Consider the following 20,066-nt stretch of genomic DNA (forward strand, 5'->3'; position numbering starts at 1 on the left):
TTAATCCCTTTCGGTTTTTTCGAAAAGGGATTTTTTTATACACTAACAAACACGTATGACTCCAGAAAAATTACAATCTATTGCTTTTAAATGGTTTGAAACTTTCAACGCTAAAGAATTAGAAAAATTACTGTCTTTGTATGATGATGACGCCATACATTATAGTCCAAAATTAAAAATGTACAAACCCGAAAGTGACGGTTTTGTAACGGGTAAAGAAGCTTTGAGAGCTTGGTGGCAAGATGCCTTTGAACGTTTGCCCAGTTTGAATTACAAAGTAAAATCACTTACTGCAAATGGCGACCGTGTTTTCATGGAATATACCCGTACCGTTGTAGGCGAAGAAGATTTGCTTGTTGCAGAGGTCCTTGAAATTAAAGACGATAAAATAATAGCTTCTCGCGTATACCACGGATAAGCTCTTTTTAATATTAAAAAAAAGCCCTACAACAGCAAAGTGCTGTTCTAGGGCTTTCTTGTATGCAATAACTAGGACTAGCCTTTTAATTTCTTTACTGGCTCTTGTTTTTTGTCCAGACCACGTTTTCTTAAAAGTGGTTCAATGCTAGGCTCAGCTCCACGGAAACGTTTGTATAAAACCATTGGATCCTCAGTTCCTCCTTTTTCTAACACATTTTCTCGGAATAATTTAGCTTTCTCTGGATTGAAAAGAGTTGTTGTTTTAAAAGCTTCAAAAGCATCAGTATCTAAAACACCTGACCAAATATAACTGTAATACCCAGAAGAATAGCCGCCAGAAAAAATATGACTAAAATACGTACTGCGGTATCTTGGAATAATTGATGGGATTAAACCAATTTTTGTCATAGCTGCTTTTTCGAAAGCGTTGGCATCAACAGTAATGTCTTTGGTTTGTGAGTGGTATTCTAAATCCAATAGCGAAGCTGCTAGGTATTCAGTCGTTGTAAAACCTTGGTCAAAAGTTCCTGCTTTTTTTAGTTTATTTACTAGCGTTTCTGGTATTACTGCTCCAGTTTGATAATGTTTGGCATACATTTTTAAAACCTCAGGCTCTGCTGCCCAGTTCTCCATGATTTGCGATGGAAGTTCAACAAAATCTCTTGGAACACTCGTTCCTGCAAGACTTCTGTACGTTACATTAGACAATAAACCGTGCAATGAATGTCCGAATTCATGAAAGAAGGTGGTCACCTCATCAAAAGTTAACAATGCTGGCGCAGTTGCAGAGGGTTTTGTAAAATTACAAACGATAGAAACTACGGGAGCCACTCGTTTTCCATCCACCGTTTTTTGACTGCGGTAAGATGTCATCCAAGCGCCGCCACGTTTAGACTCACGCGGGTGAAAATCCATGTACAAAACTCCTAAATGCGTTCCGTCTTTTTCTAAAACTTCCCAAACCGTTACATCTTCATGGTATTTTGGTACATCTGTTAAGGCTTTAAACTGAATCCCATATAACTTTTCGGTTACTTGAAAAACACCTTTGCGCACTTGGTCTAAACTGAAATAAGGTTTCAATTCTTCTTCGTCAAGATCAAAACGCTCTTTTCTGATTTTTTCAGTGTAATAACGCCAATCGTAAGGTTGAACAGCACCTTTAATACCATCTTTAGCCATCATTTTTTGAATATCGGCCGCTTCATTTTTAGCCATTTCAAGAGCTGGTTTCCACAAATCATTCAATAATTTGTTTACGTTTTCAGGCTTTTTTGCCATCGACTCTTCTAAGACATAAGTTGCGTGTGAAGTATACCCCAATAAGCGCGCTTTTTGACCTCTTAAATTAGCCAATTCTACCGCATTTTTTTTATTATCGGCTGCATCATCATGATTCGCTCTTGTTTGATAGGCATTCCAAATCTGTTTGCGCAATTCTCTGTTGCTGCTGTATTGCAAAAACGGCATTACACTCGAATTAGAAAGTGTAAAAACCCATTTACCATCTTTCCCCTTTGCTTTAGCATCTGCGGCAGCGGCATCAACAATTCCTTTTGGCAAACCTGCTAAATCTTTTTTATCAGCAACAACCAATTCATAACCGTTGGTTTCAGAAAGTATATTTTGTCCGTACTTTAAGCTCGTAAGCGATAAAGTTCCGTTTATTTTTCGCAAAGTTTCTTTATCAGCTGGAGACAAATTAGCGCCACTTCTAACAAAATCTTTATAGGCATTGTCTAAAATCTTAGCTTGCTCTAAATTCAAACCCAAACTTTCTTTTTGGTTCCAAAGCGACTTTACTCTTGCAAATAATTTTTCGTTCAAGTAAATGTTATCGCGGTGCGCCGATAGATTGGGTGCTGTTTCTTTGGCAATATTTTGAATTTCCTTATTGGTGTTGGCCGAATTTAAATTGGAAAAAACGGTATTCACATTCGATAATAATTCGCCTGCATTTTCCATGGCTAGAATTGTATTGTCAAAAGTAGCAGGTTGCGTATTGTTTGCAATAGCATCAATTTCCGCTTGATGTTTACTGATTCCTTCTAAAATGGCGGGTTTAAAATGTTCGTTCTTGATTTTGTCAAACGGCGGAACATTGAAAGGCGTGTTATAAGCCTGAAAAAATGGATTCATAGTGGTGTTTTCTTTTTTTTCTTGTGCTTGGATGGTGAGCATATTTCCAATGACTAGCATCAGAAAAAGGGATTTCTTTCTCATTTCAATTTGTTAATTAGTAACGTAAATTTAACCTAAATCCTTTTCATACACCAATCACAGCTTTGCCTTAACTTAATTTTATGATAAAAAAGAGCTAGTTCTCTAAAAGGATTTCAAGATCATAATTTAAGTATTGAAATAAAATCAATACATTAGCTATTTAAATCACAAACCTAAATTATGAAAAAAATAACCGTTCTACTTTTTACACTAACTACTGCAATGCTGTTAGTGAACTGTAAATCTGAAGATAAAAAGCAAGATTTTACTAGCTTAACAAAAAGCTATTTTGACGATAAGAATGCACTAGATCCATTGGGTGCAACCCAAAGTGGCCAAAACGAGTACAACGATCAGTTGCAATTTGAAATGACCGATAGTTACAGAAAAACGCAAGCGGCTTTTTTTGACAAATACCAAACAGAGTTGCAAAATGTTGCTGTAGCCGATTTATCTGAAGAAGAAAAAAACAGTTACGAAATCATCAAATGGGAAATAGAAGTTGGAAAAGAAGTGTTAGAGCAGCCAACTAATTTAATACCAGTACATCAATTTTGGGGAACACACTTGACTATGGGCCAGTTTGCAGGTGGAACTGGTGCACAGCCTTTTAAAACAGAACAAGATTATACCAACTTTTTAAAACGAATGGACAAATATGCCGTTTGGATTGATTCGGCGATGGTGTACATGAAAAAAGGATTAGACAAAGGAGTGGTTTTACCAAAAGCGTTGACTGTAAAATTAATTCCTCAATTTGCCTCGATGGAAACTCCAAATATCGAAGACAATTTATTTTATTCTTCAATAAAATTAATGCCAGCATCTTTTCCTGAAAGCATCAAGAAAGATTTAACAGCAAAATACACGGCAACAATCACCACTAAATTGATTCCGCAGTACAAGAAAATGGCTGAATTTCTGAATAAAGAATATCTGCCAGCATCAAGAGCAACGAGCGGAATAGGAAGTTTACCTTTTGGAAAAAAACTATATGCAGCTTATGTAAAACAATGGACTACCACCAATAAAACTCCCGAGGAAATTCATGAATTGGGATTGAAAGAAGTAGCGAGACTGACTGCCGAAATGGAAAAAGTAAAAGCCCAAGTAGGTTTCAAAGGTACTTTGATTGAGTTTTTTGAAGAAGTGAGAAACAAGAAAGAATTAAAACCTTTTACCAAACCAGAGGAAGTAATTGCCAACTTTAACAGTATTTACACCCGTATTAAACCTAATGTTGACAAGCTATTTGCTTTGCAACCAAAAACAAAATTCGAGGTAAGACGCACCGAAGCTTTTAGAGAACAAACTGCCAGTGCCGAGTACAATCAAGGAACGGCAGATGGAACGCGTCCGGGGATTTTTTATGTTCCGATTCCGAATGTAAAAGAATATAACATGTATGGTGACGAAGATTTGTTTTTACATGAAGCCATTCCAGGACATCACTTTCAAATTTCATTACAGCAAGAAAACCAAAGTCTTCCAGATTTTAGAAAATTCAATTGGTTTGGCGCGTACGGAGAAGGTTGGGCTTTGTACACCGAAAGTTTAGGTAAAGAGCTAGGCTTGTACCAAGATCCGTATCAATATTTTGGGATGTTGGGTAACGAAATGCACCGTGCAGTACGCTTAGTAGTTGATACTGGATTACATGCAAAAGGATGGACGAGAGAACAAGCTATTAAATATTCCTTAGCAAACGAAGCCGAAAGTGAAGCGAGTATTATTCCTGAAATAGAGCGCTACATGGCAATTCCAGGACAAGCTTTATCATATAAAATTGGACAATTAAAAATAATGGAGCTTCGCAAAAAAGCTGAAACTAAAATGGGTACAAAATTTGATGTTAAAAAGTTTCATGAAAAAGTATTGGAATCAGGTGTGATGCCTTTGGCTTTATTGGAACAAAAAATTAATGAGTGGGTTGAAGGAAAATAAAAACAATCATATTACAAAAAGCTTCTCATCACGAGAAGCTTTTTTTATGGTTTGAATAAAATAGAATCAAAAGCACAAAAAAAGCACAAACTTTCGTTTGGGCTTTTCGAGCGGATAATAGGACTCGAACTTACACGCATCAACACTCATTTAGTCACTTTTCACAACCTCGCAAAAACACTACAAAAATAACTTAAAAACTCAATAAATTAGAGACTTAAAGACTTTTTTAATTACTCTCTAACAATCGAATGAAAACGAATGAAATTGAATGAAATGTTAAAAGGGTTTGGCAACGGTTTGGCAAGTTTGAGAATTGTATTATAAAAAATACTGTATTTGATTTGTTCAAAAGTTCAACCGTTCAAAAGTTCAAATATTGCAACCGTAAATTTTAGATTAAGAAGTAAGGCAAATAAAAACGTTTCAATTAAGGTTTATTTATAATTAGAACGTGGAAACGTTATTGAGATAAATACAGGGTTTACAATCAACCCAAAAGACTAGAGTAAAGACACCGTACGACCTTTAAAAAACACCACCGAAAACAAACTAATTTTTAACAACCTCAAAAAAATAGAATCATTCCTTTACAACAATCTCAACACCGATTTAGGCAACAGTATTTTAATTGATACTTTTTAGTTAGAATCTAAAATAGTAGATTGTTTTGATAGAGTTGTAACAACCGATACAGGTTTATTAATCAATCATACACAATCCATTATTGACAATGCAAACACACGTAAAATAAGAACTAATGGAGGGTTTAAAATTGGTTTGAGTAAGAGTACTATTAAAAACTATACACTATTCAGAAATATCATAAAAGAATATCAAATCTTTACTAAAAAACAAATCAGGTTTATAGAAATAAACAAACCTTTTGCAGACAAATTTACTAACTGGCTAATAAACACTAAAGAATGTAGTAATAATTATGCGGGCAAACAATTAGAGATATTAAAAACGGTTTGTATTGATGCTGAAAAACACGAAATAAAAATAAATCCATATTCAAAAGTAATTCAACATTTTAGAGAGAGCGACAAAGACCGCTATATTCAAACTTTATCTTTTGATGAACTGGAGCAAATCAAAAACGCTGATTTTACAGACTTTGAACAACTCAAAGAATTTAAGATAGCGAACCCACAATTAACAAAGAACCTTTCTTTAACACCCGAAACACTAAACAACGCGCGAAACTGGATTTTGATAGGTTGTGAAATTGGGCAACGCGGAGGGGACACTCTAAAGATAACTGCTGAAAACATTCGATATAAGGGTGGGAAAATGTATTTAGATATAGTTCAACAGAAAACAAATAAAAGTGTAACTATTGGCATAATTGCGCCTCACGTTATCGACATAATAGAAAATGATTTACCGTTAGAAATTCCACACCAAAAACTAAACAATTATTCAAAAGTAGTTTGCAAACTGGCGGGAATTGTTGAAGTTGTAAAGGGAACTAAACTAAACACCGAAACCAACCGAAAAGAGTTAGGAAACTATCCAAAGTATGAACTAATAGCCTCGCATTGTTTTAGAAGTTCCTTTGCCTCTAATTACTACAAAATAATACCTCTTGCAATACTTATTGGAATAACAGGGCATTCAAAAGAAAGTTTATTTTTGACTTACATAAACAAACGCGAAGACAAAGATGCGAACGCGGATTTATTTATGAAGTTTTATGAAGACCTTAACAAAGACAAAAAACCCGAAATGAAATTAATTAAAAACGGAACTAAAAGTTAATTTATGTATAATAATTATCACTATAGTTTACTGTCAGAATTTGAGAGAAGACACAACCAATTAAACCAAAATCAAAATATTGAAATTATTGAATTTTGTAAAAAAATCTGATATTGTTAATGAATTAGAAGAGAATAGAATGTTGGAAAAAAGTGTTTATAATAGATTTAATCAAATTGAGTTTATAAACTATATCCCGTTAGAAATATTCAAACAAGTAGTTAAAGATTTATATTTTATTTACAAAAAAGAAATTCCTTTTGGCGATGTAAAAAGTTTTTTAAAGAATAATTTTGATACATTTCTTTATGAATGTGAAATCCTTGCTCAAAACTTGGAGCGAGGAAAAGTGATTTGGTGGGATACTTTAGAAAACATTCAGTTTTATAATTACTTTCAATCAACTTACTATTACAGAATGATAAGTTGGATTTCTAAAAATAATGATGACTCACATTATTACGCTCTCTATCTGAAAAAAATAATTGAATTTTTAGAAATAGAAATAATAAATGAAATAGAAAATTTCGAAAGAAATTCAAAAGTCATAATTAAAACCGACAACACCGAACTTAAAAAACCGACTAAAACGATTTTAGATTTTATCCACAATGTAAATGATAAAAATTCTTTTCTTAATGATTTAAAAACTAATTTTCCAACAGAACAAGGCAAAAGCATAAAGGCAATAATCGACATTTTAAACAAAGAGGGAATTATAATTTACGGTACTAAAGAATTTAAACCACTACTGATACAAATTCAAATGTTTTTTAATCGAGATTTAGGAACTTATCAAAGTGTTCAAAATGTTAAAAAAGTGGATAATAAAACAACTGGAATTGTTTATAAAAAACCTAATCCTTTAATAAAAAGACACAAAACTACTTAATTCAACTTATACAACTTGTTCATACTTACAAACAAATTTAAACAATTGAATTTCAGTTAATTAGACTATAAAATTTTCAACATTTGTAAAATATTAATCAAAACAATATTTTACAGATGCATACAATTCAGTTTATTAGTACAACACCTCAGGAACTACAAAACCAAATTAACGAGGGCGTAAAAATCCAATTATAGGAATTTTTAAAACTCTATCAACCAACACAACCAAAAGAATATTTGACACGCTCAGACGTGGCGAAAATGTTTAGTGTGGATATCTCAACTATTCACAATTGGCGCAAGTAAAAACGTTTGAACCCCCTCGGAATTGGTTCACGCGTTTACTTTTTACGTTCTGAAGTTGAGGCAAGTTTACAATCTTTAAACGTGTAAACTTATGAACTCAACAGGCAATTTTAAACCCGACTACATTCGACACACTTACAAAGTAACAAACGAATTAAAAAGTTATACGGTTTACGAACTTTCAACCTCAGAGGGTAACGTAAATCTATTAACCGACATTCTCAGGATTGAACAATTTCAGGGCAAATCCCAAACAACCCGAGTTGATGACTATTTGAGATTAAGAACCGACCCAAAGAGCTGGACACGTTCCCAATTAATTATAGGTTTGCGCCCTACTTCAAACAAAAGTTTGTTCAGTGGTGACAGTAAACCAATTGGCAAAGATACCACCGTAAAGACTTTGTTAATGTTTCTATTCTCAACAGATAGGCAAACGTTATTTATAGAGGTTTACAGGGGGTTTTATCCTATTCATACAGAGTACTTCAAAACATTATTAGCACCTACACAACGAACTAAAAGGCACAAAAAAACGAGAGTTGTTCAGGCTCTCGTTTATACTTTGTTCAAAAGTTCGGTTTTCAATAGGCATTGTAAAAAACTTATTTAAAGATAGTCAATTGATTGATTTTATAAAAATTATTAATAAGGAATTAAAACCCCGCTATATTAGAGGCAAATCCCCTATTAGAATTTTTTGACAATATAAATTTATCTACTGGCGAAATTAAGACCACAAACCGCACAGGGCAACAAATAATAACTTATAAAAACGCATTTTATAACGGTTTAGATGTTAGAATTTATGATACTGGATTGATAACACTCTCGGGCAGTTTGCACAAGTATTGGAATTCAAACGCGCACAATTACAACGACTTTAATTTTGAGGCGTTTTTAACCGTTTAGAGGGACTTAAAACACAAATTCAACATTACACACCCGAACAATGTATTTTGAAGTGTTTATAAATAGGCATTAATATAATCCCACCGATACCGACAAACCAATTTTTAGACTATTGTTTTCTACACAAAACAAAACCTTTTGAATATCAAAAAAATTCAGACGAGGACAAATATAAATAGGTGAAACACTCTCAATACATTATAAAAATAAACAATAAGGCATTACATTATAAATCAAAAGGGTTTGAAATTGACACCGAAATAATGCGTTTTGAGATTAAATATACTAAGATGCAAAAACTAAACGAACGCGGGATTTTTACATTACAGGATTTATCAAATTACGGTTTGCATAATTTCAAAGATGCATTATTGATTGAGTTCAATAATATACTTTTTTATGACAATACAATACAGTCAAAATTCCGAAGTATTTCGAACTATAAAAACCCTCTTTACTGGATTGAATTACTCAGTAAACCAACCAAAACAAATTACTATAAACACAAAGGAATATTAAAAAATTTAACCTCTTACAACTCAGAAAAAATCCAATTAAAAACGACTGAAATAATGAGTAAAAAAATAGACTTTTTAAATAGTAGGGGTGCAAGTTTTGACCCTTTAATTATATTGTCAAATCCTGCACCCCTACCAAATACAATTCAGTCAAAAAACATACTTTGTCAGGTAACGAAAATTAATATTTCAATGCAGAAAAACGATAGTATTTTATTAAGTCATACGGGTTTAAAATACTACTACAAAACCGACCGTAAAATATTCGAGCAAATCAAAAGAAAGTATTTATCTAAACAATGGATTAAGTCAGATTTTGAAACACAAATAAAAGAGATTGCACACAATATCAGGAACGCAAAAGGAAACCAAAAAAACAAAACAGGATTTACCTACACCAACAGGTTAATATGTTATCTGTTTTAAATATTTGAAATATCTCTAAAAGTAGGTATTGTGAATGTCATTTATTTGCTACATATTTGCCTAATAATTAAGTCTTGAAATTACATTGACTTTCAAAGAAACACCCAAACACCCATACAACAATTCATAAAGCATATTAAATGAAATTAAAACATATCGACTCAATAAGAGGAGTAGCAATATTATTAGTAATATTAGTTCATACATCTCAAAGTATTAATGATTTAACTTTTCTTACTAGGTGGGTTGCAGAATATGGACAAATGGGAGTACAGCTATTCTTTGTAGCTTCAGCATACACATTATGCTTATCTGCCAACTTTCGACAAAATGAAGACCAGATGTTAAAAAAATATGCAATACGAAGGTTGTTTAGAATAGCTCCAATATATTATCTTGGTATAATAGGCTATTTTATAATTTCTATAATTATGTCAATTTACCACAATGGACATATTGTCATAGATAGTAAATACACATTCAAAAACATAATAAGTAACATAGTATTTGTACATGGGTTTTACTATCCTGCAAACAATAATATTGTTCCAGGCGGCTGGTCTATTGGCACTGAAATGGCATTTTATTTAATTTTTCCTGCTTTATTCTTTGTAGCAAAAAAACAAATAAACGCATCTTTTAAAAAAATTGCTATTTGGATAGTAGCAGGCTTAATGTTATCTCAGGTTAGTTTGTTATTTCTTAAATGGAATGGAATTAATATATCAAATAATAATTTCGTTTATTTTAATCTTATTAATCAGATACCTGTATTCTTTATTGGTATGGGTTACTATTTTATAAATCCTCTAAAAAACTTAAGCCACAAATGGACAATTGACTTAGGTGCTTTTATAATCTTAACTTTTGCTTCAATATACTTATGGCAAATAGTTAAAATAAATTATCTGTTTTCAATAATACCTTTTATTTCTGGCACTAGCTTCTTGTTCCTTATTGAAATTTTTAGAAAAAAAGACTTTCTAAACCATCCGTTTTTAATTAGAATCGGTCAAGTTTCTTTTTCAATGTATATTATACATTTTATTTTTGCAGGGACTATAACGAGAATTATTTCACCTAAATTTGCTGATATCTTAAATAGCGAATTATCATTGACTCTATTCTTTTTAATATCAATATTAGGTTCGTTTACGATTGCTTTACTTTTAGAAAAATTTATTGAAAAACCTTTTATTAAATTAGGAAATAAAATTATCTTAAAAACAGAAAGTACTGCTTAAAAGTTTTACAAAACACTCAACTAACCTTGTAGTAATCGCTAGATATAGCTTTTATAGAACCAAAAAACCTCATGAGTGAGATGAAATCGAGCGTATCATAAAGTATTTAAACACGATTTCAGACAAAGAAACCTTTTAAAATATTCAGTTGAATGACGTTTTAAAATCAGTTCGCATTTGACCGAGATTGTGACATTTTTATACGAGTTTACAAAGAACACGATTACCGAGTAGGTTACAATATAGCTTTTACTTGAAATTCAGTACCTTTCTTTAGTTTTTTTTATATTAGGTAAAAGAAAAATACACACCATTTATGGTATAAAACCAATTAAAATCCGACCACTACGCGCGCGAAGGCATAACCTATAATCATATTCACATTATCTATAATATAATATATTACAATATCGTACTGCCTGAGACGTGTGTAAATAATCATTAATGATGTTTTTTGATTAATCAATACTTTTTTCAAATTTCAAACTATCTGACACGCGTATATAAAATGAATTAATTGAATTATATTGAATTTCGTAATATCTATAACGCGTGAATATATCCCTATCTGTTACACGTGTTTAAACAAAACTTTTAACGGTTGGTTTTTAAGTTGATTAATCAGTTTTTTTCAGTTTAATTAATTCAAATTAATTTCAAGTTTGATTAATAAACTTTTTTCAATTCTGCTCTAAAGTAGACCAAAGTAGATATAATTATTTTATTCAGTTAACTGATATAAACTGATTTTTAAAGATTGAACTCAATTTTTCTTAAAGATTGAAAACTAATATAATAACGCAGTTTTTATTTAATACCCTCAACAAAGATATTTTTGCACCGTAAATAATATAAAAAAAAGGAGTGTTTTTTATACTTATTTGAAATGGTTTGGCAAGTTTTAAAAACAAAAAACGCAAACACCTATAATTAAAGGGCTTGCGTTCTTAAAGTGCGGATAATAGGACTCGAACCTACACGCCTTGCGGCACCAGATCCTAAGTCTGGCATGTCTACCAATTTCACCATATCCGCGGCTTATTGTGGGTGCAAAGATACACTTAACTTCGAATATTCAAAACAATTTTGATAAAAAATATTCATACTCTTTTTTGTACTTTTGAAAATATAAACAACATTCAACTAATGGAAAACATAAAAGCATACGTTCAAGAACACAAAGAACGCTTTATCAATGAGTTAATCGAATTATTAAAAATTCCGTCCGTAAGTGCTGACACTGCCTATTCGCACGATGTTTTTGAAACTGCCGATGCCGTAAAAGCCAGTTTAGAGAAAGCCGGCTGTGATTTTGTCGAAATTTGCGACACACCAGGCTACCCAATCGTGTATGCCGAGAAAATAATCGACCCTAATTTACCTACCGTTTTAGTCTACGGACATTATGATGTGCAACCACCAGACCCAATGGAGTTGTGGACGTCTCCTCCATTTGAACCCGTAATTAAAAAAACCGATATCCATCCCGAAGGCGCCATTTTTGCCCGTGGAGCCTGTGATGACAAAGGCCAAATGTACATGCACGTAAAAGCGCTGGAATACATGGTACAATCAAACACTTTGCCTTGCAACGTCAAGTTCATGATTGAAGGCGAAGAAGAAATTGGTTCTAAAAGCCTAAGCTGGTTTGTAGAACGCAACCAAGAAAAACTTAAAAACGACGTCATCTTAATTTCAGATACTGGTATGATCTCTAATCAGCAACCGTCTATCACAACTGGTTTGCGCGGTTTGAGTTATGTAGAAGTGGAAGTTACGGGACCAAACCGCGACTTGCATTCTGGCTTGTACGGTGGTGCTGTGGCAAACCCAATCAACGTGTTGGCTAAAATGATTGCTTCGCTTCACGACGAGAACAACCACATCACCATTCCAGGTTTTTATGACAATGTTGAGGAATTATCACTTGAAGAAAGAGCCGAAATGGCCAAAGCGCCCTTTAGCTTAGAAAAATACAAAAACGCCTTGCAACTCAACGATGTGTACGGCGAAAAAGGCTATGTAACAAACGAAAGAAACTCCATCCGACCTACGCTAGATATAAACGGAATTTGGGGAGGCTACACCGGCGAAGGAGCCAAAACGGTAATTGCCAGTAAAGCATACGCCAAAATCTCCATGCGTTTAGTCCCAAATCAAGACTGGGAAGAAATCACGGAATTATTCACTAAACATTTCAACAGCATTGCCCCTACAGGCGTAACCGTTTTGGTAAAACCGCATCACGGCGGGCAAGGCTACGTAACCCCAATAGACAGCATTGGCTACAAAGCCGCAAACATGGCCTATACCGAAACCTTTGGCGTACCAGCCATTCCCGTGCGTTCCGGAGGCAGCATCCCTATTGTAGCATTATTCGAAAAAGAATTGAAATCAAAAACCATCCTCATGGGATTTGGTCTCGACAGCGATGCCATTCACTCGCCAAACGAACACTTCGGAATCTTCAATTACCTCAAAGGAATCGAAACCATACCGTTGTTTTACAAGTATTTTGTAGAATTGTCAAAATAAATGCTGTCAAAACCCACATCATCCGCTCTCCACAGGGCGGATTTTTTTTTGGGCGTTCCCTTGTTGCATAAAATCCTTCTTGAACAACACGATTCGTCAAGCAACAAGGTCAGGCTGTACGTTCTCAATCTTTTTAGCCACCAAAAAAAGGCACCTAAAAAGGATTTCCACTTCCATCCTTAACGCAAAATAGTGCTTCGTTGATGTTTTTTTTGAGGAGATAAAATGGTTTTAGTTGTAGAAAACTTGGAGAAATACAAAACACCACTCTATCATAAAGCTAAATTTCAAAAGTATTGACAGCAAATCATTGATGAATACTTTACTAAACTTTTTCTACTTCTAAATCAAGTTCAGTTTCACTTAAATGGAAAATTATTTTACCATTAGCTTCTGCTACAACTATTTTTAGAATATTGTATCCGTCGGATTGGTGACCAACATGAATTACATAATTATTACTATTTAATTTCCATTTAGAACTGTTAGTCATATTTGTAATCATTGAAAACAACTTTGAGTTGTCAGTTGTTGTCAATTTGAAATCTGAATTCTCTTTAAATTCAAAGACTGCAGTATTAAAACTTTTAACGATATCCTTTAAATTCGGATTCTCAATTTTTTTCAAAACTTTGACAACTTTCCATTTTCCAATTATATTTTTTTGAGTGATTTCTTGTGAGATTACTTTATTAGAAAATAACAAAATTAATAGGATAAAAAAATATTTTTTCATTATAATATGGATAGTTATTGTTAATTAATTTTTAGTTTTCTGGTTTAGTGCTGCACAATATTGGTCTAAAATCAACCTCCTTATAAGCTCCTATTTTAGATTTTTATTTGATAGCCTTTGAAATATTTATGAATTTGAGGAGATTTTATCATTGTCTTACATTCTCTGACTACAAAAGATTTGGTACTAAACAAAATTAAGTATATTCTTCAGATTTCCACCCGAGCTAATTCGACTAATATCATCCCAGATTCTAAACCATTTGTCGATGAAACCAATTGCTAAAAACTTTTGCAGTATTTGTTTACTATTAACTTTCATAAAATTTTATTCTCTCCTATTATATTTTTTTAATTGAAAAATCGAATAAAATCCGAGCACAAATTCCGCAATAATTCCAAAAATATAACCGCCTGTAGGAAATCCGTCCATTATCATACTTATTGCTCGTCCAGTTGCAAGAGAGAGCATAAATAAAACATTTAATTGCGTAGCAGTTTTCCAATATTCAGTTCTCCAAATTCCCAAAATCCAAATGAATGAAATTCCGAGATACAAACACATTATTGCTTTTAACATATTGGAAAAGTCAACTGTATTTACTTTTATGTTTAAATACTCCGGCAGAATTGACGGCGAACCATAAATTATTGCTGTTGGAACTACAATCGATAACGATATTATTAGATGTAGATTTTGTAGAATCCAATTTATTTTACTTTTCATTTATACTTTGATTTCTAAATTCTGTTTTGCATCTTTTTTCTCTTATTATTTTAACAATGCATATAACATCAGCCTGTACAAAAAACAAAATCAATCTCTTATAAGTTTGATATTTGATTTTTTTTTCGCTGCATTCCCAATATCAATAAATTTTAAGAGATTTATTCACGGTCTTACATTCCAATATTTTAAGAATTTTGTATTTTATAATCATTACATCTACGTTTAACAAAAACTTGAAACAAAAAGGTGCTAATAAATAACTCAAGTTACTTAAAAATGACTGTTACTTGTTTACTTTTTCAATTCGATTTTTAATCTTTCTACAACCATCTTTTCAAACTCTCTTTTTATCAATATATTTTCAAATAAGCTTAAGTCCTGATTGACCAATTGCCATTTTTCATTTTTATTTTTAACAGCAACAAAAGCTATATTTGTTTCGTTTTCACCAAAGGATCTTGTCCATGAATGAATTTTTTTGTCTTCTAAATCAAAATAAATATTATGCCAATAGTCTGAAGAATCACTATCCTTTAAATCCGTATTTTTAAGATTTAGTTTATCAATTGCTTTGATGATTTTTTCTTCGGAGTAATTGAGATAATATGTTTCCGCATAAGGATAACTTCCTGCCGCATAAAAATGAAAAGTAGAAAAAAAAGAAATTACATAATATGAAAATGCAAGAACTAATACAATAATAATTGAAAGCTTAAATTTAGATTTATTCATTTAATTTCTATTAGGATAAAATATTATACATCGTTCCAGCATTACAAGCATTTCGAGTTTAAATCATGTTTATTATTCGGTTGTAAACTGAATGATTGCGAATAATTTCATCCTAGATTCAAAAACATTAGTTCATTAATAGAATTCACAACACCGTTGCTGCAACCTTCGCTGCATAGTATTTTTACAAAGAACGCTGTCTTTTTGCATTCTTTCCCATAAAATAGATCCCAATTGCTATAAAAGGCAGGCTCAACAATTGACCCATATTCAATAGCATTCCTTCTTCAAATTCTACTTGTTTGATTTTGACAAACTCAATTAAAATGCGCATCGTAAAAATTAAAGTTATTGCCAGACCAAACAAAAATCCATTTCCTAGGGTAATGTTTTTCGTTTTGTAAATAGCAAAAACAATCCCGAAAATGAGCAGATAAGCAATGGCTTCATAAAGTTGGGCTGGATGTCTAGGAACACTATCAATCCTACTAAAAATAAAAGCCCAAGGCAAGGTTGTGGGATTGCCTATCATTTCTGAGTTCATTAAGTTGGCAAGTCTTATAAATGCTGCTCCTAATGGCGCAACAATAGCTATCAAATCTAGTATTTTCAGGTATTTTATTTCATATTTTTTTGAATATAAAAAAAGTGAAACAATCAACCCAACCGTTCCGCCGTGACTGGCTAAACCTGCATAGCCACTAAATTTATACCCTCCGTTTATCGTTTTTTGAATGGGTAAAAAAATCTCTAATATGTTTTTTGAATAATAGTCAAAATCATAAAACAAACAATGTCCCAATCTTGCTCCAGCAAAAATCCATATAATTCCATATAGAAACAATGCTTCATGAGCGCTATCTTTTAAGTTTTCTCTTCTATAAATTATTTTAAGAATATACATGCTTAAAAGCAAGCCACTGGCAAATAAAAGCCCATAATATTTTAAGGGGAAACCAAAAATGTTTATTATTTCGGAATCAAAATCCCAATTGATGTATAGTCTTGTCATCTCGTTCTGTGTTTATTTTAATCTAGTAAAATTGTTGGATCAAAAACTTCTTTTCTATTTTTTAAAATTGTGTCAAACTCTAAATTATTCGAATTTTCATAATATTCTTCTTCAGTATTATATATTTCCAAAATCTTAGCTTTAATTTCTGTATCAGGTTTTTCCAAATAACTCTCACACAAACATAATGCTAATTCGCGTTTTGCTGATTCAAATTCCCATTGATTTGAAATTGAATTATTTTCATCGATTTCTTTTTGTCCATTACCAAAACTCATGTATTCAACTTTACAATTTCTGAAAGTTATAGTTTTAGTTTCGTCTTTTTTACAAGAAATAATCGTGAAAAAGATTATCAAAAAAATAATTCTATTCATAACTATTTGTATTTTTATGATTGTCCTTGTAAGGTCAACAGAGGCAATATAACAATCATTGCTAATAGTATTTTTTTCATTACTTCAGATTATTTACTTTTTTACTTTAATTACTTTAATGTTACTTTTTAACGCTGTTTTCTAGGAATAGTTCCTGCATGTATACACAAGTACAAATCTATTTTTAAATTAATTCAAAGGCTAAAATCTGTTGTATTAGCTATTGGCTGTTAGGCACTTTCAAGTTAAATTAAGATTTCAATCTTATTTTTAAGCTCCCGTTTTTCAAGCATATGTTGACAAATATGGATTTCATTTTCCAATAACAATTTTTCTGAAATAAATTTTCTAAAGATAAACAGTTGCGATTCCCAATAAACCAAAAATTACAAATGAATAAATAGCTAATCTCATAAATTGTTTACATAATTTATACATTTCATAAAGATTAGCATCTTGTAAATTTTCAAAATCTTCATTTTTAGTAATAAATCCTATATCAACTATTTTGCCTCGGTCATATATATTTCCATAATCAATAACATATTTTCGAAACAAATCAAGATGTATTTCTTTAAGTGCTGAACTAAATTTGTATACTCCATTGTATGAATTCAAAGCAAAGACAGGAAAAGTTGGTATTACAAATACAATTGGAGCAAAGTTTTTAATTGGTTTTGGAAAAATGAATAACCAAATAATACTTAGCGAAAGTATTGAATAAAAATATAACTTAATTTTAGTTGATTTATGCATTCTGTAATTTAAGATTCTAAATTCCATTTTTACTTTTTAGGATTTTGTCCACAAATAAAATCAATTCTATAAGTGTATTTTTTATTTTTAACTTTAACTGATCGCAAACTGCTATTTCTACAAAACAAACCTTAATAACAAACCTAAATCAAGGTACATTTTCGATGGTCTGTTTCGATTTTCCTTGTTCAAATATAAACAAATTTCTTACGGCTAGATAGAGTATACTGTTAAATCGATATATGGCTTTAGCAAAACTCTATTTCAATTACTCCTGTAAATCCTTGACGGACAATTTTTTTACAAAACATTTGTTTATTTCAAATTTTACTCTACATTTGTAGAGCAATGTTTCAAACTGTAGAATATGAAAAACCGCAATTACTATCTTATTATTCTTATAAGCCTCTGCATCAGCCTAGCAAGTTGCAGTATCAATCAAACTAAAAACGGATATAAAACCGGTAAATGGGTAGAAAGTAAGGAGTTTATGAATGTTAAATCTAGTGCTATCGGGCGTTATCATAAAGGAAACAAAACCGGAACGTGGAAGCAGTTCGTGGGTGAAAGATTAGTATCGCAAGAAAAATTTAAAAAGAACAGTTGCCATGTGATTAAATACCACAACACTGGAAGAATACAGCAAATAGGATTCTCAAAAAAATACTTAATCTACTCAAAAGTAGAATGGCTGCCCACCGGATATTGGGAATTTTATGATTCCGAAGGAGTTTTATTAGGCACCAAAATCTACGAAAAAGGAATACCCGTTCAAGAAACATACACCAATTAAAAAAACTTATGCAACAGCTCACCAACGCCGAAGAACAACTCATGGAACACGTTTGGCAACTCGAAAAAGCCTTCATGAAAGATTTACTCGAAGCCTACCCAGAGCCAAAACCTGCTACCACAACGGTTGCCACTTTACTAAAACGCATGATTGACAAGCAATTTGTAGCGTACCGCGAATTTGGAAACTCAAGAGAATATTATCCTTTGGTCAAGAAAACCGACTATTTCTCGAAACACGTTAACGGATTGATTAGTAACTTTTTCAATAATTCGGCATCACAATTTGCTTCTTTCTTTACCAAAGAAACCAATTTGTCGCAAACGGAACTGGAAGAACTAAAGAAAATAATTGACAGTGAAATTCTAAAAAAGAAAAAATGACCGACTTTCTAATCAAATCGACCCTCAGCCTTGTGGTGCTTTTAGGAGTGTATCACTTGCTGTTAGAAAAGGAAAAAATGCACCACTTCAATAGGTTTTACTTGTTGTTTGCTTTGGTTTTTTCGATGGTGATTCCGTTTATAACTATTGAAGTTGTTCAGGAAATTGCACAACCTGCAGTTACGGCTGGAAATATCCAAATCCTACCAACAACTGCAGTTGTAGTGGAAGAGACAAACTATTTTGCCATAGCGCTTTGGGGATTGTATGGTTTGGTCACCCTTGTTTTGGCGTTGCGATTCATGCGTAATGTGATGCAGATTTCAAAAAAAATGAAATCAAATACAGCCATTACCTACCAGAATGCTCAATTGGTTTTGGTTCCCGAAAAAACGCTACCGCACACGTTCTTAAACACCATTTTCATCAACGAAACGGAATACAACAACCGTGAAGTTGAAGCCGAATTGTACACACACGAGCTTGCGCATGTGACTCAAAAACACACTTTGGATATTTTATTCATCGAAGTATTGAAAACCGTTTTTTGGTTCAACCCCGTTTTCATTTTTTATAAAAAAGCCATTCAACTCAACCACGAATTTCTCGCCGATGAGAAAGTTGTGCACTCTTATAACAATGTTCCGTTTTACCAATCTTTGTTGCTTTCAAAGGCAAACGCGAACCCAACTTCTTACTTGGCCAGTAATTTGAACTATTTAATAACTAAAAAACGATTACTTATGATGACTAAAACCACATCAAACTCAAAATCAATTGCGAAGAAAATCATTTTGATACCTGTTCTATCTGGACTATTTTTCTTGTTTTGTTTCAAAACTATTGCTCAAGTAAAAAACATTGCACAAGTTACCACCAAAACTAAACTTATAGCAACAAACGATTCCAAAAAAGATGAATACTACGCAGGAGTAAGAGTGGTCATTCATGATCTTGTAAAAAACAAGGAAATTGACACCAAATATGAAGATCTAAGTGAAGAGTACAAGAAAAGAGCTTTATTCTATGTGCCAACTGCTCGCGAAAAAAAATCACCAACAACTCAAGAACTAGAAAACTTTAAAGATCCTAAAAAATACGCCATTTGGATAGATGATGTTCACCAAACGAATAAATCACTAAACAATTTTAAACCTAGTGAAATTGCTTTTTTTCAAGGTAGCAGCGTTTATAAAAATGCAAGAAGCAAGAAATTCCCTCAGCCTTACCAATATAATTTTTACACACATAATTATTTCGATAAAAATTTAAAAAACTCGCACAAAAAATTCAGTGGAGAAAAATTAGAAGTTACAATTTGTAAAGATAAAAATACAAGACCTATCAGAACTAAATAGTAGA

18 protein-coding genes and 1 tRNA gene are annotated in these 20,066 nt (G+C 32.2%); 11 read left to right on the forward strand and 8 right to left on the reverse strand.

Annotated features, from left to right (window positions below; all coding sequences use genetic code 11):
- Positions 1-55 precede the first annotated feature (55 nt).
- A complete protein-coding gene (locus AC061E_RS03610; RefSeq protein WP_478285038.1) occupies positions 56-418 on the forward strand; it encodes a nuclear transport factor 2 family protein in 363 nt (120 codons plus the stop codon).
- Positions 419-495: 77 nt separating this feature from the next.
- Here AC061E_RS03610 and AC061E_RS03615 read toward each other — a convergent pair whose 3' ends face one another.
- Positions 496-2,643, reverse strand: a complete 2,148-nt coding sequence (locus tag AC061E_RS03615) for a M3 family metallopeptidase (protein WP_478285039.1) — start codon at positions 2,641-2,643, stop codon at positions 496-498.
- A 180-nt stretch (positions 2,644-2,823) separates the two neighbouring features.
- On the opposite strand from AC061E_RS03615, the gene AC061E_RS03620 reads away from it, so the two are divergent.
- From AC061E_RS03620 to AC061E_RS03645, 6 genes are all read left to right on the forward strand, one after another.
- The gene (locus AC061E_RS03620) at positions 2,824-4,587 is read left to right on the forward strand and encodes a DUF885 domain-containing protein (protein WP_478285040.1); all 1,764 of its coding nucleotides are present in this window, start codon (positions 2,824-2,826) and stop codon (positions 4,585-4,587) included.
- 750 nt (positions 4,588-5,337) lie between these two features.
- On the forward strand, positions 5,338-6,351 hold the full coding sequence (locus AC061E_RS03625) for a phage integrase SAM-like domain-containing protein (RefSeq protein WP_478285115.1): 1,014 nt from the start codon (positions 5,338-5,340) through the stop codon (positions 6,349-6,351).
- Positions 6,352-6,430: 79 nt separating this feature from the next.
- Entirely contained in the window at positions 6,431-7,243 is an 813-nt protein-coding gene (locus AC061E_RS03630; protein ID WP_478285041.1) for a hypothetical protein, read from the forward strand.
- Between the two features lie 399 nt (positions 7,244-7,642).
- Positions 7,643-8,164 carry a hypothetical protein gene (locus tag AC061E_RS03635; protein WP_478285042.1) on the forward strand — a complete coding sequence of 174 codons (522 nt, stop codon included), beginning with the start codon at positions 7,643-7,645 and terminating at the stop codon, positions 8,162-8,164.
- A gap of 478 nt (positions 8,165-8,642) precedes the next feature.
- Positions 8,643-9,407 carry a hypothetical protein gene (locus tag AC061E_RS03640; RefSeq protein ID WP_478285043.1) on the forward strand — a complete coding sequence of 255 codons (765 nt, stop codon included), beginning with the start codon at positions 8,643-8,645 and terminating at the stop codon, positions 9,405-9,407.
- A gap of 140 nt (positions 9,408-9,547) precedes the next feature.
- Positions 9,548-10,651, forward strand: a complete 1,104-nt coding sequence (locus AC061E_RS03645) for an acyltransferase family protein (RefSeq protein WP_478285044.1) — start codon at positions 9,548-9,550, stop codon at positions 10,649-10,651.
- Between the two features lie 953 nt (positions 10,652-11,604).
- Here AC061E_RS03645 and AC061E_RS03650 read toward each other — a convergent pair.
- Positions 11,605-11,686: transfer RNA gene (locus AC061E_RS03650), tRNA-Leu, on the reverse strand.
- Between the two features lie 111 nt (positions 11,687-11,797).
- Here AC061E_RS03650 and AC061E_RS03655 point away from each other — a divergent pair.
- Positions 11,798-13,186: a dipeptidase gene (locus AC061E_RS03655; protein ID WP_478285045.1), complete on the forward strand. Its 1,389-nt coding sequence runs from the start codon at positions 11,798-11,800 to the stop codon at positions 13,184-13,186.
- A 325-nt stretch (positions 13,187-13,511) separates the two neighbouring features.
- Here AC061E_RS03655 and AC061E_RS03660 read toward each other — a convergent pair whose 3' ends face one another.
- From AC061E_RS03660 to AC061E_RS03685, 6 genes are all read right to left on the reverse strand, one after another.
- Positions 13,512-13,922 (reverse strand): hypothetical protein, encoded by a 411-nt coding sequence (locus AC061E_RS03660; RefSeq protein ID WP_478285046.1) that lies wholly within the window; start codon positions 13,920-13,922, stop codon positions 13,512-13,514.
- Positions 13,923-14,249: 327 nt separating this feature from the next.
- On the reverse strand, positions 14,250-14,648 hold the full coding sequence (locus tag AC061E_RS03665; RefSeq protein ID WP_478285047.1) for a DUF4345 domain-containing protein: 399 nt from the start codon (positions 14,646-14,648) through the stop codon (positions 14,250-14,252).
- Between the two features lie 294 nt (positions 14,649-14,942).
- Positions 14,943-15,383, reverse strand: a complete 441-nt coding sequence (locus AC061E_RS03670; protein ID WP_478285048.1) for a hypothetical protein — start codon at positions 15,381-15,383, stop codon at positions 14,943-14,945.
- A 184-nt stretch (positions 15,384-15,567) separates the two neighbouring features.
- Positions 15,568-16,395 carry a prolipoprotein diacylglyceryl transferase gene (lgt, locus tag AC061E_RS03675; RefSeq protein ID WP_478285049.1) on the reverse strand — a complete coding sequence of 276 codons (828 nt, stop codon included), beginning with the start codon at positions 16,393-16,395 and terminating at the stop codon, positions 15,568-15,570.
- A gap of 17 nt (positions 16,396-16,412) precedes the next feature.
- Entirely contained in the window at positions 16,413-16,772 is a 360-nt protein-coding gene (locus tag AC061E_RS03680) for a hypothetical protein (protein ID WP_230153868.1), read from the reverse strand.
- A gap of 348 nt (positions 16,773-17,120) precedes the next feature.
- Positions 17,121-17,555 carry a hypothetical protein gene (locus AC061E_RS03685; RefSeq protein WP_478285050.1) on the reverse strand — a complete coding sequence of 145 codons (435 nt, stop codon included), beginning with the start codon at positions 17,553-17,555 and terminating at the stop codon, positions 17,121-17,123.
- Positions 17,556-17,895: 340 nt separating this feature from the next.
- On the opposite strand from AC061E_RS03685, the gene AC061E_RS03690 reads away from it, so the two are divergent.
- From AC061E_RS03690 to AC061E_RS03700, 3 genes are read left to right on the forward strand one after another with little or no spacing between them, the layout of a single operon-like run.
- Positions 17,896-18,321, forward strand: coding sequence for a hypothetical protein (locus AC061E_RS03690; protein WP_478285051.1), 426 nt, complete (start codon positions 17,896-17,898; stop codon positions 18,319-18,321).
- 8 nt (positions 18,322-18,329) lie between these two features.
- Complete coding sequence (locus AC061E_RS03695) at positions 18,330-18,704, forward strand: BlaI/MecI/CopY family transcriptional regulator (RefSeq protein WP_478285052.1); 375 nt, start codon at positions 18,330-18,332, stop codon at positions 18,702-18,704.
- The gene (locus AC061E_RS03700; protein WP_478285053.1) at positions 18,701-20,062 is read left to right on the forward strand and encodes a M56 family metallopeptidase; all 1,362 of its coding nucleotides are present in this window, start codon (positions 18,701-18,703) and stop codon (positions 20,060-20,062) included. Before AC061E_RS03695 ends, AC061E_RS03700 begins: the two co-directional genes overlap by 4 nt.
- Positions 20,063-20,066: the final 4 nt, after the last annotated feature.

The sequence above is a fragment of the Flavobacterium sp. GNP011 genome (assembly GCF_056428925.1).

Excerpts from the sequence above, each read along its gene's own strand:
- AC061E_RS03635 (WP_478285042.1), top strand. The coding sequence starts at position 7,643 with ATGAACTCAACAGGCAATTTTAAACCCGACTACATTCGACACACTTAC.
- AC061E_RS03620 (WP_478285040.1), top strand. The coding sequence starts at position 2,824 with ATGAAAAAAATAACCGTTCTACTTTTTACACTAACTACTGCAATGCTG.
- AC061E_RS03695 (WP_478285052.1), top strand. The coding sequence starts at position 18,330 with ATGCAACAGCTCACCAACGCCGAAGAACAACTCATGGAACACGTTTGG.
- AC061E_RS03700 (WP_478285053.1), top strand. The coding sequence starts at position 18,701 with ATGACCGACTTTCTAATCAAATCGACCCTCAGCCTTGTGGTGCTTTTA.
- AC061E_RS03690 (WP_478285051.1), top strand. The coding sequence starts at position 17,896 with ATGAAAAACCGCAATTACTATCTTATTATTCTTATAAGCCTCTGCATC.
- AC061E_RS03615 (WP_478285039.1), bottom strand. The coding sequence starts at position 2,643 with ATGAGAAAGAAATCCCTTTTTCTGATGCTAGTCATTGGAAATATGCTC.
- lgt (WP_478285049.1), bottom strand. The coding sequence starts at position 16,395 with ATGACAAGACTATACATCAATTGGGATTTTGATTCCGAAATAATAAAC.
- AC061E_RS03655 (WP_478285045.1), top strand. The coding sequence starts at position 11,798 with ATGGAAAACATAAAAGCATACGTTCAAGAACACAAAGAACGCTTTATC.
- AC061E_RS03610 (WP_478285038.1), top strand. The coding sequence starts at position 56 with ATGACTCCAGAAAAATTACAATCTATTGCTTTTAAATGGTTTGAAACT.
- AC061E_RS03680 (WP_230153868.1), bottom strand. The coding sequence starts at position 16,772 with ATGAATAGAATTATTTTTTTGATAATCTTTTTCACGATTATTTCTTGT.
- AC061E_RS03670 (WP_478285048.1), bottom strand. The coding sequence starts at position 15,383 with ATGAATAAATCTAAATTTAAGCTTTCAATTATTATTGTATTAGTTCTT.
- AC061E_RS03665 (WP_478285047.1), bottom strand. The coding sequence starts at position 14,648 with ATGAAAAGTAAAATAAATTGGATTCTACAAAATCTACATCTAATAATA.
- AC061E_RS03645 (WP_478285044.1), top strand. The coding sequence starts at position 9,548 with ATGAAATTAAAACATATCGACTCAATAAGAGGAGTAGCAATATTATTA.
- AC061E_RS03685 (WP_478285050.1), bottom strand. The coding sequence starts at position 17,555 with ATGGAATTTAGAATCTTAAATTACAGAATGCATAAATCAACTAAAATT.
- AC061E_RS03660 (WP_478285046.1), bottom strand. The coding sequence starts at position 13,922 with ATGAAAAAATATTTTTTTATCCTATTAATTTTGTTATTTTCTAATAAA.